This window comes from Bacteroides sp. Marseille-P8574, from assembly GCF_902825465.1.
GTDB classification, from domain to species: Bacteria; Bacteroidota; Bacteroidia; order Bacteroidales; family Bacteroidaceae; genus Bacteroides; species Bacteroides uniformis.
Genome location: NZ_CADEBE010000002.1, coordinates 1,061,041 through 1,074,230, shown reverse-complemented (window position 1 = coordinate 1,074,230; position 13,190 = coordinate 1,061,041). Strand labels below are relative to the sequence as shown.

9 protein-coding genes are annotated in these 13,190 nt (G+C 46.8%); 6 read left to right on the top strand and 3 right to left on the bottom strand.

Annotation, left to right across the window (positions count from 1 at the left end; translation table 11 throughout):
- Positions 1-253 precede the first annotated feature (253 nt).
- The 4 genes from HUX74_RS17185 (at position 254) to trxB (ending at position 5,283) form a co-directional block, all read left to right on the top strand.
- Positions 254-865 (top strand): winged helix-turn-helix transcriptional regulator, encoded by a 612-nt coding sequence (locus tag HUX74_RS17185; RefSeq protein ID WP_057252352.1) that lies wholly within the window; start codon positions 254-256, stop codon positions 863-865.
- A 271-nt stretch (positions 866-1,136) separates the two neighbouring features.
- Positions 1,137-3,641 (top strand): DNA translocase FtsK, encoded by a 2,505-nt coding sequence (locus HUX74_RS17180; RefSeq protein ID WP_174647085.1) that lies wholly within the window; start codon positions 1,137-1,139, stop codon positions 3,639-3,641.
- Between the two features lie 3 nt (positions 3,642-3,644).
- On the top strand, positions 3,645-4,295 hold the full coding sequence (locus HUX74_RS17175; protein ID WP_081028736.1) for a LolA-like putative outer membrane lipoprotein chaperone: 651 nt from the start codon (positions 3,645-3,647) through the stop codon (positions 4,293-4,295).
- A gap of 37 nt (positions 4,296-4,332) precedes the next feature.
- Positions 4,333-5,283 (top strand): thioredoxin-disulfide reductase, encoded by a 951-nt coding sequence (trxB, locus tag HUX74_RS17170; RefSeq protein ID WP_138345285.1) that lies wholly within the window; start codon positions 4,333-4,335, stop codon positions 5,281-5,283.
- 83 nt (positions 5,284-5,366) lie between these two features.
- Here the strand turns inward: trxB and HUX74_RS17165 are convergent, their stop codons facing one another.
- Together HUX74_RS17165 and HUX74_RS17160 are read right to left on the bottom strand one after the other, a co-directional pair.
- Positions 5,367-6,068 carry a Crp/Fnr family transcriptional regulator gene (locus HUX74_RS17165; RefSeq protein WP_005832010.1) on the bottom strand — a complete coding sequence of 234 codons (702 nt, stop codon included), beginning with the start codon at positions 6,066-6,068 and terminating at the stop codon, positions 5,367-5,369.
- Between the two features lie 292 nt (positions 6,069-6,360).
- The gene (locus tag HUX74_RS17160; protein WP_005832915.1) at positions 6,361-8,550 is read right to left on the bottom strand and encodes a glutamine synthetase III; all 2,190 of its coding nucleotides are present in this window, start codon (positions 8,548-8,550) and stop codon (positions 6,361-6,363) included.
- Between the two features lie 416 nt (positions 8,551-8,966).
- Here HUX74_RS17160 and HUX74_RS17155 point away from each other — a divergent pair, with 416 nt between their 5' ends.
- Complete coding sequence (locus HUX74_RS17155; protein WP_117964174.1) at positions 8,967-11,288, top strand: DUF5686 family protein; 2,322 nt, start codon at positions 8,967-8,969, stop codon at positions 11,286-11,288.
- Positions 11,289-11,431: 143 nt separating this feature from the next.
- Positions 11,432-12,262, top strand: a complete 831-nt coding sequence (coaW, locus tag HUX74_RS17150) for a type II pantothenate kinase (protein ID WP_117600456.1) — start codon at positions 11,432-11,434, stop codon at positions 12,260-12,262.
- A gap of 3 nt (positions 12,263-12,265) precedes the next feature.
- Here the strand turns inward: coaW and HUX74_RS17145 are convergent, their stop codons facing one another.
- Entirely contained in the window at positions 12,266-13,087 is an 822-nt protein-coding gene (locus HUX74_RS17145; RefSeq protein ID WP_174647083.1) for an alpha/beta hydrolase, read from the bottom strand.
- Positions 13,088-13,190: the final 103 nt, after the last annotated feature.

The window sequence follows — 13,190 nt, the reverse complement described above, 5'->3', positions numbered from 1 at the left end:
TATCTTTGCCTCTGTAGTTTGTAGTTGCGCACAGTCGTGGAATGTCTTTCTCATAGTTGTGAAGAAGGTGTATCACAAATATGAAGAAGGTAAACCACAGCTGTGCGCATCTTTTTTTGATAAGCTTTCAGCAGAAGGAAGAACGCTTCTTTGCGTAAGGAAGACCTATGCTCTGCCTAATGAAAGCCGGTACTTTGCATGAGCGAAACCTGCAGACAGCAACAGAAATGAATCTAAAAATGGAGGAAAGAATATGGCAATTTTATTTGATTGGTACGAAAACCCGAAAACGAAGGATAAACAAGGGGAAGAGCTGACCCTGCATCCCCGGATTAAACTGAACGGCTCCACGACGACCGATGAGCTGCGCAGGCATATACAAGAATACTGCTCGCTGACCGAGACGGATGTACTGGCGGTACTCGATGCTTTGTCGCATTTTGTGGGACGCGAGCTGGGGGAGGGCAGGCAGGTACATTTGGACGGCATCGGTTACTTTGTTCCCACGCTGACCTGCACGGAACCGGTGACACTGGAGACAAAGCGGAAAAGTACTAAGGTGAAGTTGAAAAACATCACTTTCAGACCGGACAAGGCGTTGCGCAGTGAGATAGGAGTATTGAAAGTAAAGCCGCTGAAATTGCGGAATCTCATGAAAAAGAGGCTGACGGATGATGAGGTGAAGCAAAAAGTGGTGAACTATCTACGTAAGAATGAGTTCATCACCCGCAGTGTTGTACAGTCGATTTGCGGCATGACCCGCACGACTGCAACGCGGCAGATTCGTCGTCTTTGTGAGGAGAATGTGTTGGTAAACAAAGGGTTGCAGAAACAGCCGATTTATTTTTTGAAGGAAAAAGAGTAGGTTGATGCGTATAGGGCTTGCATGGATTGCGTCATGTAGGCAAAATCTGCCTGCATGCTTGCATGAGGTCTGCTTGCATGGCGCAATCTGTTGTAAATTAGTGCGCTATGTTATTTCATGCAAGCATGTAAGTAAAACATGCGATAAAACTACAGTTGTAGATTAGGAATACCTATAATCGGCAGACGAGAAATTAAAGAATGAAAACAACGCGGCAGAAGGATAGTTTTTATTATTTTTGCAATCAATTCTCAATAGTTATTTAAAAAATATGGCAAAGAAAAATTCAACAGCTAAAGATACGGAGCTGTCACTCTCGTTTTTTGGGAAAGTGGCAGCGTTATTTAGAAGTGAAACGGTTCATTTCGTTATCGGCTTGGTGCTGGTAATCTTTTCGGTTTATTTGTTGCTTGCTTTCACATCATTCTTTTTCACGGGAGCGGCAGACCAGAGCATCATTGACGGAGGCAGTGCGCAGGAGCTGATTTCCACCAACAATGGGGTGAAGAACTACGCCGGTAGCCGCGGTGCGCAGTTGGCCAGCTATCTGATAAATGATTGCTTCGGCGTATCGTCTTTCCTGATTCTCGTGTTCCTGGCTGTGGCGGGACTGAAGCTGATGCGGGTGCGTGTGGTGCGCTTGTGGAAGTGGTTCATCGGCTGTTCGTTGATGCTGGTGTGGTTCTCGGTATTTTTCGGTTTTGTGTTTGTAGACCAGTACAAGGACTCTTTCCTCTATCTGGGCGGTATGCACGGATACAATGTCAGTAACTGGCTTGTGTCTCAAGTCGGTGTGCCGGGAGTCTGGCTGCTATTGTTGGTAACTGCCATTTGCTTCCTCATCTATCTGAGTGCACGGACTGTCATCTGGTTGCGCAGATTGTTCAGTCTCAGCTTCTTGAAGCGTAAGGAGAAGGCGGAAAGCGTGCAGGGTGAAACGCCGGAAGAGTTCAAGACCTCTTGGGGTGCAAAGGAAAAGGCGGCTGCTCCGACACCGGAAGCTGCGGAGCCGGAAAAGGTTCTTGAAAAGGAGGAGGAGATTGCTACAGAGGAAGAAGAGGACGAACCGCTGAATGAAATCACCCTTGACTTGGGTGGAAGTGATGGAAAGATAAAGCCTGCCAAGTCTGCGGATGAGGACGTTACCATGACTTTTGAGACTCCTGCACCGGAGCCGGTGCCCCCTTTTCGGGAACAGCCGGTAGAGAAGGAGCCGGCATTCCAGGTTGAGAAGGCTGAAGAGGAGGAGTATGTGGGAACGGAGAAGGAGCCGTACAATCCCCGTCTGGATTTGGAAAACTATCATTACCCCACAATAGACTTGATGAAGCATTACGATGACAATGGTCCGACCATTGACATGGTAGAGCAGAACGCGAACAAGGATAAGATTATCAATACTCTGCGTAGTTTCGGTATAGAAATCAGTACCATTAAGGCGACGGTAGGTCCTACGGTGACGCTGTATGAAATCACTCCCGAGCAGGGCGTCCGCATTTCGAAGATACGCGGTCTGGAAGATGATATTGCCCTCAGCCTTTCGGCGCTCGGCATCCGTATCATCGCTCCCATTCCGGGAAAGGGTACGATTGGTATCGAAGTGCCCAATTCCAATCCGAAGATTGTATCCGGTCAGAGCATTATCGGCAGCAAGAAGTTCCAGGAGTCTACTTACGACTTGCCCATCGCACTGGGTAAGACGATTACGAATGAAGTATTTATGGTGGATTTGTGCAAGATGCCGCACGTGCTCGTTGCCGGTGCTACCGGTCAGGGTAAGTCCGTGGGGTTGAATGCCATCATCACCTCCTTATTATATAAGAAGCATCCGGCAGAGCTGAAGTTTGTGCTGGTAGACCCCAAAAAAGTAGAATTCAGCATCTACTCCGTGATTGAGCATCACTTCCTCGCAAAATTGCCCGACGGGGAAGATGCCATCATTACAGACGTCACGAAGGTGGTGCAGACCTTGAACTCTATCTGTGTGGAGATGGATACCCGCTATGACTTGCTGAAAGCTGCCCATGTGCGCAACATCAAGGAGTACAACGAGAAGTTCATCAACCGTCGTCTGAATCCGGAGAAGGGGCATAAGTTCATGCCTTACATCGTAGTCGTTATCGACGAGTTCGGTGACTTGATTATGACAGCTGGCAAGGATGTGGAACTGCCCATTGCCCGCATCGCCCAGTTGGCGCGTGCCGTAGGTATACATATGATTATCGCTACACAGCGACCGACAACAAACATCATTACGGGTACGATTAAGGCTAACTTCCCGGCGCGTATCGCTTTCCGTGTATCGGCAATGGTCGATTCGCGTACCATCCTCGACCGTCCGGGAGCCAACCAGCTGATAGGTCGCGGTGATATGCTATTCCTGCAGGGAGCAGACCCGGTGCGTGTGCAGTGTGCCTTTATCGATACCCCCGAAGTGGCGGAGATTACGAAGTTCATCGCCCGCCAGCAGGGCTACCCCACCGCTTTTTATCTGCCCGAATATGTGGATGAAAATGCAGGAGGTGATTTGGGGGATGTGGATATGGGGCGTCTTGATCCTTTGTTCGAGGATGCAGCCCGTCTCGTCGTTATTCACCAGCAGGGTTCTACGTCGCTCATTCAGCGTAAGTTTGCCATCGGTTATAATCGTGCCGGCCGCATCATGGACCAGTTGGAGAAAGCGGGGATTGTGGGACCGGCGCAAGGCAGCAAGGCGCGTGAGGTGTTCTGTATAGATGAGAGCGACCTGGAAATGCGGTTAAACAATTTGCAATAAGGAATGGTTATTTATAGAATGATGAAATTTGATAAGCTTTTACTTGGTGTGCTATTGCTGTTGTTTGCTGTGCCGATGTCGGCACAACAACCGGATGCCAAGAATATATTGGAGCGTACAGCCGAAGCCTTTCGGAAAGCGGGAGGGGTGAAGCTGGCGTTTACCGTGAACGAACAACAGGGCTCTTATGCGGGAGTTCTCTATCTGGAAGGTGAGAAGTTTGTGGTTGAGACTGAGGGAATGAAGACTTGGTTTGACGGACATACGCAGTGGAGCTATGTGGCTTCGGCAGATGAGGTGAATGTATCGGAACCTACGCAGGAGGAATTGCAGACTCTTAATCCGTATGCTTGGTTGTCCCTCTACAAGCAGGGATACAGATTGAAGTTGAGCAGTGTCGGTGGTAAGCAAGACAAGTCTGTTTATTACATCACCATGACTGCTGCCGACAAGAGGAAAGACCCTGAAAGTGTCTATCTGTTTGTGACAAAGGATACGTATCGTCTGCATCAAGTGGACTTGGCACCACGGGGGAGTAAGTATATGACTACTATCCTTATTAATAACTACCAGACCGGACAATCCTATCCGGATAGTTTCTTTGTCTTTGACAAAAAAGCCTATCCCACGGCTGAAGTCATCGACATGCGCTAAATAGTAAATTGTAAATAGTCAAATAGTAAATAATATAATGATGGAAACAGAAAAAGTAAAATGTCTGATTGTCGGTTCGGGTCCTGCCGGCTATACTGCCGCTATTTATGCAGGCCGTGCCAATCTTTCACCGGTACTTTATGCAGGATTGCAGCCCGGTGGCCAGTTGACAACCACTACTGATGTGGAGAATTTCCCCGGTTATCCCCAAGGTATCGGAGGTCCGGAATTAATGGAAGACCTGCGGAAGCAAGCCGAACGTTTTGGTGCAGATTTGCGTTATGGAGTTGCTACCGCAGCCAATCTTGCTGAAGCACCTTACAAGATTACGATTGATGACGAAAAGATGATTGAGGCTGAAACGCTGATTATTGCTACAGGTGCCGCTGCGAAGTATCTGGGGCTGGAGGATGAAAAGAAATATGCGGGAATGGGTGTCAGCGCTTGTGCCACTTGTGACGGTTTCTTCTACCGCAAGAAAACGGTAGCTGTTGTAGGGGGTGGAGATACTGCCTGCGAGGAAGCTGTTTACCTTGCCGGACTGGCTGCCAAGGTTTATCTGATTGTCCGCAAACCTTATCTTCGCGCTTCCAAGATTATGCAGGAGCGTGTGATGAAGCATGACAAGATTGAAGTACTGTTCGAACATAATGCCGTAGGTTTGTTTGGAGAGAACGGTGTGGAAGGTGTACATTTGGTACAGCGTATGGGTGAACCTGATGAGAAGCGCTATGATGTAGCTATTGACGGTTTCTTCCTGGCTATCGGCCATAAACCCAACTCAGATATTTTCAAACCTTATGTAGATACGGACGAAGTAGGTTATATCGTCACCGAGCCGGGAACACCGCGTACGAAAGTGCCGGGCGTATTCGCCGCCGGAGACGTTGCTGATTCTCACTATCGTCAAGCCATCACCGCTGCCGGAACTGGTTGCCAGGCAGCCATTGAAGCGGAAAGATATTTGTCTGCGAAAGGACTGATTTAGTGATTAGTGATTAGGGGTTAGGATGGTAACAATGTGTTTTTATTATGCTAACCCCTAATCGCTTATCCCTTGTCACTTATTCCTTATCCTATCTTGCTGATTTTCTTCAGCTTTTCTTCGTCTATGATTTTGATTTTACGTCCGTCGATGGTGATTAACCGTTCTGTGGCAAACTGTGACAACGTACGTATGGCGTTGGAAGTGGTCATGTTTGACAAATTGGCCAGATCTTCACGCGAGAGATAGATACTCAAGGTGGAGCCGTCTTCCTCCAAACCATAACTTTCTTTGAGGAACAGCAGGGATTCTGCGAGTCTTCCGCGGATATGTTTCTGCGTCAGGTTTACAGTGCGTTCATCGGCAATGCCCAAGTCAACGGACAATTGCTTGATGAAGAACATGGCAAGGTCGTTGTTTTGTGTGAGCAGAGTCATCAAGGCAGTCATGGGGATTTGGCAAACAAGAGACGGCTCGAATGCAGATGCTGCCGTGACATAGTCTGTTTTTGCAAAGTAAGGGCGGTAACCGAAATATTCGACAGGTTTAATCATACGGATAATCTGGCTTCTACCACCGACTCCGTCTTTATAGATTTTGACCTTTCCACTCAGCAGACACATCAAATGCGTAGGTGTCTCGCCTTCGCAATGGATGACTTCGTTTTTTTTGTAGTTCTGGAGTGTGAAGTGGTTGGCGAGGAATTCCCGTTGTTCGTCATTCAAGGGAGACCATATATCTGCAATCAACTCCGGAACATTAATATCAGACAAGTTTACTTTTACCATAACTGCTGCAAAACTGTGTTATACAGCACAAATGTAAAAAGAAAAAATTAAATATTGCACAAATATGACAAAAAGATGTCGTAGGGGGGGAGATAAAGGAAAATCTATATATTTACGATTAGACGATTTACGATTGAAGTTTGTATTGTTAAACAACTGCTCATTAGCAGGTGGGTTTATGATTGTATGAGTAACTCCAACCGTAAACCGTCAAATCGTAAATCGTAGTAACTTAATTGTTTATCGTAGTATCTCTATCCCCCTCCCTACGGGGGAGGGGCTAGGGAGAGGCCTACTTTGTAAACAGCAGCTCCCTATATTTCGGAAGCGGCCAGATTTCATCATCAATTTCCATCTCAAGGTGGTCGATGTGGTCACGGATACTTTCCAGATAAGGGCGTACGGTTTCTTCGTAAGCGAAAGCCTTGTCTTTGTAGTTATCCATGTGGTTGGCTACTTTGCGGGCTTCGGTCATTTCGCGTACTTGTACCTTGATGGCGGTTACGCGCTTGGAAATTTCGCGTACAAGCTCTTTCCGGTCGGCACTGAGGACTTCGTATTCTTCGGGAGAGAAGGTCTCGCGCAGGCCACGGAGATTTTCCAGCAGACGGTTTTGGTAGATAACGGCAGTCGGTACGATGTGGTTGATGGCAAGGTCGCCCAGCACACGGCTTTCTATCTGTACCTTCATGGTGTATTTCTCCAGTTCTACTTCCAGGCGGCAGGCAAGCTCCGTTTCGTTGAAGATACGTTCGCCGATGAGTACGGAACGGGACTGGTTATCCATGTAGTGCATCAAGGCTTCGGGAACGTGGCAGATGTTGGTCAGCCCACGGCGGGCGGCTTCCTGCTTCCATTGTTCGGAGTAGCCGTCACCCTCAAAGCGGATAGGCTCGGAGGCGATGATGGTCTCTTTCATAATGCGGAAGATGGCTTCATCCTTGCCGACTCCTTCTTCCATCAGTTTGTCGATGGATACTTTGAACTCGTTCAGCTGATTGGCCATAGCCGCATTGATGGCAATCATGGCGGCGGCGCAGTTGGCAGATGAACCTGCGGCACGGAACTCAAAGCGGTTGCCGGTGAAGGCGAATGGAGAAGTACGGTTACGGTCGGTGGTATCCAGTAATATTTCGGGAATACGTCCGATGCCTAATTTCAGTGTTGTCTTTTCTTCCGATGTCATCTTGCTGCTGCTTATCTGGCGGGCTATCTCGTCGAGGATGGAAGACAGCTGTTTGCCCAGGAAGATGGACAGAATGGCGGGAGGCGCTTCATTGGCTCCCAGACGGTGGCTGTTTCCGGCACTCATGATGGAGGCGCGCAGCAAGTTCTGGTTTTTGTATACCATCATCAGTACGTTTACCAGGAAGGTAAGGAACAGCATGTTCCCTTTCGGATTCTTGCCCGGTGCAAACAAATTGATACCCGTATCGGTGCAAAGCGACCAGTTGTTGTGCTTGCCGGAGCCGTTCACGCCGTTGTAGGGTTTTTCGTGAAGCAGTACGGCGAAGTGATGCTTGCGTGCGATGCGTTTCATCAGATCCATCACAAGCTGGTTGTGGTCGTTGGCAAGGTTGGCATTCTCAAAGATAGGCGCCAGCTCAAACTGGTTGGGAGCTACTTCGTTATGGCGGGTCTTGACCGGGATACCCAGTTTGTGACATTCGATTTCCAGTTCTTTCATAAAAGCTGTGACACGTGGGGGGATGGAGCCGAAATAGTGGTCCTCCAGCTGCTGGTCTTTGGCCGAGGAGTGTCCCATCAGGGTACGTCCGGTTAGACAAAGGTCCGGGCGGGCATTGTACAGTGCCGAGTCGACGAGGAAATATTCTTGTTCCCAGCCTAAATTGGTATAAACGCGTGTGATATTCTTGTCGAACAACTGGCATACGTCTGTCGCTGCTTTGTCTACGGCTGCCAAGGCTTTGAGCAATGGAGTCTTGTAGTCGAGCGCTTCGCCGGTATAAGAGATGAAGATAGTGGGGATGCAAAGTGTGGTATCTACCACAAAGGCAGGTGAGGAAACATCCCAAGCAGTATATCCTCGTGCTTCGAATGTGTTTCTGATACCCCCGTTGGGGAAAGAGGATGCATCCGGTTCCTGCTGGATGAGCAGTTTGCCGGAAAAACGTTCAATCACTTCCGTTCCTTCTCCGAATTCGATGAAGCCGTCATGTTTCTCGGCTGTTCCGTCCGTCAGAGGCTGGAACCAGTGCGTGTAGTGGGTGACGTTGAGGGACTTTGCCCAACTTTTCATGCCGTTGGCAATCAGGTCTGCCATTTCGCGGTTGATGGGAGTGCCTTTTTCGATGGCGTCGGTCACGGCTTTGTAGGCTTCACGAGGCAGGTATTCCTGCATTTTCTTACGGTCGAAGACATGGCTGCCGTAGTAGTCGGACAGTTTGTTTGAAGGGGTGGTCACTTCAAGAGGTTGCCGATTGGCAAGTTCTTGCAAAGCAAAAAATCGCATTTTTGACATATAAGTCTCTCCTTTTATTGGTTGTTGGGCGCAAAAATACATGTTTTTTCTGAACTACCCCCTCTTTTTTAGGGGGTATTCTCGAAAATATTAGTGTTTTTTGAGAATAGCCCCCCTGAAAAAGTCTGCTTGTTATGGAAAAACGACCCAAAGCTTACGTTTGTTCCATGCCATGATTAGTAATCTTTCCGCATCACGATTAGTAATCTTAGTGCGTCGTGATTAGTAATTTTCATGCGTCACAATTACGAATCATTCTGTACATGACACTTGTGGCGCCCTTTTTATAACAATTTATATAGGTTCGTATTTATCTTGCACAAACTATGTGTGCTTGTGTATTATTGTCTCTCGCGCGTAACATATGTTTTATAATAAAGGGTGTCACAAGTGTCATCCCTGCTTCTTTATGGAACATGTTTTTGCATTACACGAATTCTTCCGTATATTTGTCCCGATTCTATAAGGAGAAATTGCGGTTGAAACGTTTGTTGTTTATATGGATTTGGATTTGCTTCTTGTTTTCTTTTGTACAGAAGGCAGGGGCGGAGCGTGTATCTTATCCGGTTGACAAACATGTGAGTTCCGCAGACTCCATCATGGAGAAAGTCATCTTCTTTGCCCCCCTTTATGAACGTATTATTGAAAGTTACAAGGCTGAGCTTTACATAAAGGGCTGGGTGAATATTCGTAAGAAGAATCATATTCTCCGCTACATCCCTTCCATGTTCCGGCCCAAAAAAGGGGTGCGGGAATATATGATGGAAACTTATAGCGATTTGCATTTTACTGCTCCCGACATCTATGACCAGAAGGTAAAGGCAAGTGTCGGCACTGCTTCCGAGTTTTGGGAAATGGACGGACGATTGCCGGAATATTTTCACATCAATATCTATTCTTCTACCCTATTATATGACAAACTACTCTCTCCTTTAGCACCCAATGCCAAAAAATATTATACTTATCGGATTGATACGGTGATGGGGGAACGGCATGCTCGCCAGTATAAAATCCGTTTTATGCCGAAAAGCAAAAGCTTTCAGCTGGTGGGCGGTTATCTGATTGTGAGTGATAACGTGTGGAGTGTACGCGAGATGCGTTTTTCCGGACGTAATGAGATGGTGCGGTTCAATAATCTGGTGAAGATGGGTAATGTGGGCGATTCGGACGAATTTCTTCCGTTGCAGTATGATGTGGATGCAACGTTCCGTTTTTTGGGAAATGTGGTAGATGGTACTTATGAAGCTGTACTCGATTATAAGAACATCATTCAGAAAACTCCTGGAAGTGATATACGGAAGTCGGTGAAGAAAAGTAAATATGACTTGTCAGATTCATACACGTTGCGTACGGATACGAATGCTTTTCGGCGTGATACTGCCTACTTTAAAACTTTACGTCCCATTCCGTTGACCCCGCACGAGGAAACATTGTATCAGGATTTTTTCTTGCGTCGGGATACACTCATCCGGAAAAAGAAGCCGGTCAATAAGAATCTGGAATTCTGGGGACAGATTGGGGATGCTCTGATTAGTCGCTACACAGTAGACCTTGATAAATTGGGAAGTGTACGCTGTTCGCCGTTGATTAATCCTTTTCTTTTGAGTTATAGCGGCAAACATGGAATTTCGTATCGGCAGGAATTCAAGTACAACCGTATATTCAGGGGCGACCGCCTGCTGCGAATCGTTCCCCGGATAGGTTATAATTTTAAAGAGAAAGAATTTTACTGGAGGGTGAAGTCTGATTTTGATTATTGGCCTCGTAAGCGTGCGGCATTTCATCTGGAATTTGGTAATGGTAACCGGATTTATAGTAGTGATGTGCTGGATGACTTGAAAGCTATTCCCGACAGTATCTTTGATTTCAACCAGATACATCTGGATTATTTCAAGGACTTGTATCTGAATCTGCGCCATAGCTGGGAGATAGTGAACGGCTTGTCGCTGGAAGTGGGTATATCCATGCATAGACGTACGGAAGTGAACCGTTCCCGGTTTGAACTTAACTATCCGAGTATGCCATCGGTAAAATCTGTAACAAACGTAGGTTCCGGCGGCTCGTCGTTCTTTCCGAATTTCGACCCCAATGTCCTGAATAAGTTTCGGCATACTTATAACAGTTTTGCCCCCCGTGTCCGTTTGTCTTGGACTCCGGGACAATATTACTATATGAATGGTGACCGTAAGGTGAACCTTCACTCCAAATACCCTTCCATCTCGGTGGATTGGGAACGGGGCATCAGCGGAGTATTGCAGAGCAGCGGTTCGTACGAGCGTGTGGAGGTCGATTTGCAGCATCAGGTTTCTTTGGGATTGATGCGCGATATTTATTGGCGCTTTGGCTGGGGAGAGTTCACCAATCAGAAAGAACTGTACTTTGTGGACTTTGCCAATTTGCGGCGCTCCAATCTGCCTATGGGTTGGAGCGATGATATTGGCGGGGTGTTCCAATTGCTTGATGGGCGTTGGTATAACTCTTCCCGCAAATATATCCGTGGACACCTTACATACGAAGCGCCTTTCCTTCTGCTTCGCCATTTGATGAAATATACCCAGTATGTCTTGAACGAACGTCTGTATCTGAATGCACTGGTAGTACCTCACTTGAAACCTTATCTGGAAGTAGGGTATGGCATTGGTACGCATATTTTTGATTTTGGCTTGTTTGCCAGCTTTGCCAACTGGAAGTATCAGGAAATAGGTTGCAAATTCACCTTCGAGCTGTTTAACCGATAGTAATGTGCCAATGTGATAATGTGTCAATGACCTGCGGCGTGATGGCACAGCATAAACATATCGCAGCCAATTAGCATATTGACACATTAATCAATTGTCAATTATTGATTCTTTTGTAACTTTGCTGCAAATTACTTGGAGCTATGGGTATAGTAATAGGAATAGATGTGGGTGGAAGTACCACGAAAATCGTTGGAATCAATGGAGAACAGATACAGTCTCCAATGTTTATTACGGCTACCGACCCGGTGACTTCCTTATTCGGAGCATTCGGTAAGTATATTTATGACAATGGTATACAGCTGGTCGATGTGGAGCAGGTGATGCTAACGGGAGTGGGAAGCGCATTTGTCAACAGCCCTCTATATGGACTGCCTACTCGCAAAACGGATGAGTTTATTGCCAATGGTTTGGGAGCCAGACATGCAACGGATATAGACCAACTGATTGTAGTCAGCATGGGTACCGGCACTTCTTTTGTGAAAATTGACGGCGACAAGGTGCAGCATATTGGCGGCTTGGGGATTGGTGGAGGTACCTTGCAGGGACTATCAAGGTTGCTGTTGAAAACTCATGATATTCATCAAGTGTCCGAGTTGGCTGAGAAAGGGGATGTAACTCGTGTCAACTTGCAGATAGGTGATATTTGCAACACTGCTTTGCCTGACTTGCCTGTGAGTGCTACCGCCTCTCTTTTCGGGAAAGCAGATAGCAATGCTTCTCAAGAAGATATTGCCTGCGGTATAATTTATACGGTGCTTCAAACCATTGGAGGAGCTGCTGTACTGTCAGCTTTGAATAGTCCTATCAAGGATTTCGTTCTGATAGGGAATCTTACCCAACTGCCTCAGTGCCGGGAGGTATTTTCTAAAATGGAAGCCATCTATCATGTACATTTTCATATACCGCCCTATGCTGAATATAGAACAGCAATAGGAGCGGCATTGGCATACGTAAAAGAAAGGCAAGGGTAGTGGTTACTTCTTGCTTGCCTTCTTCATATAGCTGTTTATCAAGGTACATGCGGGAGCGGCCACCGTACCGTGGTCAAATCCCTCCATCTGATAGAGGGTGGTTTTTTGTCCCAGTGCTTTGAGGAGGGCATATAGATGAGCGTTTTCCTCATAGCGTGCCAGCATCTCCAACTCTTTGTCGCCAGTGATAAGTATCATGGGTGAAGCGTCCTTTCTTACGTTATTGGAAGGAGCATATTTATCTATAATCGGAGTGTCGGAAGGCAGCCCGCGTTCTTTGCGGATGGTGTAGTGGGTAGTAGTCTGTCCGCTGATGGGGAAAGCACCTGCCAGGCTGTTGGCGTCAATATTCCACTTTGCCAGGTAACTCTTGTCCAGATTGAGCATCAGACAGAGATAACCACCGGCTGAATGACCGGCTATGTATATTTTATCTTTATCTCCTCCGAATTCTTCTATGTTCTCGAAAGTCCAAGCAACGGCCTCTGCGGCATCTTCCGTGTAGGCAGGATTTTGGGCACGCGGGCTGAGTCGGTAGTTTACGGCTATCACGGCGTAGCCTTGATTCAAGAACTCCTTCGGGAAATGTTTCTCTCCGACTTCCAGTCCTCCGCCGTGAAACCAGACAAGGGTGGCAAATCCTTTTTTATCAGTAGGATAATGGAGGTCGAGCTTACAACGCTCCAGCTTATAACTGTCCTTTTCGCCGGGATGAAGATAGGAAATGTTCTTTTGCGTACGGTAGTTGTTGTCCGTTGTCTGATTTTGGCTATAACATAATAATGTATAGCAAATGATGGAAATGCATGCGATTATCTTTTTCATGATAAATTATTGAGATTATGTATAAATGAAACGATGCAAAGGTAACATTTTTTTTATTCTTTAATTGATTATTCCACTGCTGTTTTGAATGCTTTTTGTTTTG

Coding starts and splice junctions, on each gene's coding strand:
- HUX74_RS17185 (WP_057252352.1), top strand. CDS start 254: ATGGCAATTTTATTTGATTGGTACGAAAACCCGAAAACGAAGGATAAA.
- HUX74_RS17180 (WP_174647085.1), top strand. CDS start 1,137: ATGGCAAAGAAAAATTCAACAGCTAAAGATACGGAGCTGTCACTCTCG.
- trxB (WP_138345285.1), top strand. CDS start 4,333: ATGATGGAAACAGAAAAAGTAAAATGTCTGATTGTCGGTTCGGGTCCT.
- HUX74_RS17155 (WP_117964174.1), top strand. CDS start 8,967: ATGTTTTTGCATTACACGAATTCTTCCGTATATTTGTCCCGATTCTAT.
- HUX74_RS17160 (WP_005832915.1), bottom strand. CDS start 8,550: ATGTCAAAAATGCGATTTTTTGCTTTGCAAGAACTTGCCAATCGGCAA.
- HUX74_RS17165 (WP_005832010.1), bottom strand. CDS start 6,068: ATGGTAAAAGTAAACTTGTCTGATATTAATGTTCCGGAGTTGATTGCA.
- HUX74_RS17175 (WP_081028736.1), top strand. CDS start 3,645: ATGGTTATTTATAGAATGATGAAATTTGATAAGCTTTTACTTGGTGTG.
- coaW (WP_117600456.1), top strand. CDS start 11,432: ATGGGTATAGTAATAGGAATAGATGTGGGTGGAAGTACCACGAAAATC.
- HUX74_RS17145 (WP_174647083.1), bottom strand. CDS start 13,087: ATGAAAAAGATAATCGCATGCATTTCCATCATTTGCTATACATTATTA.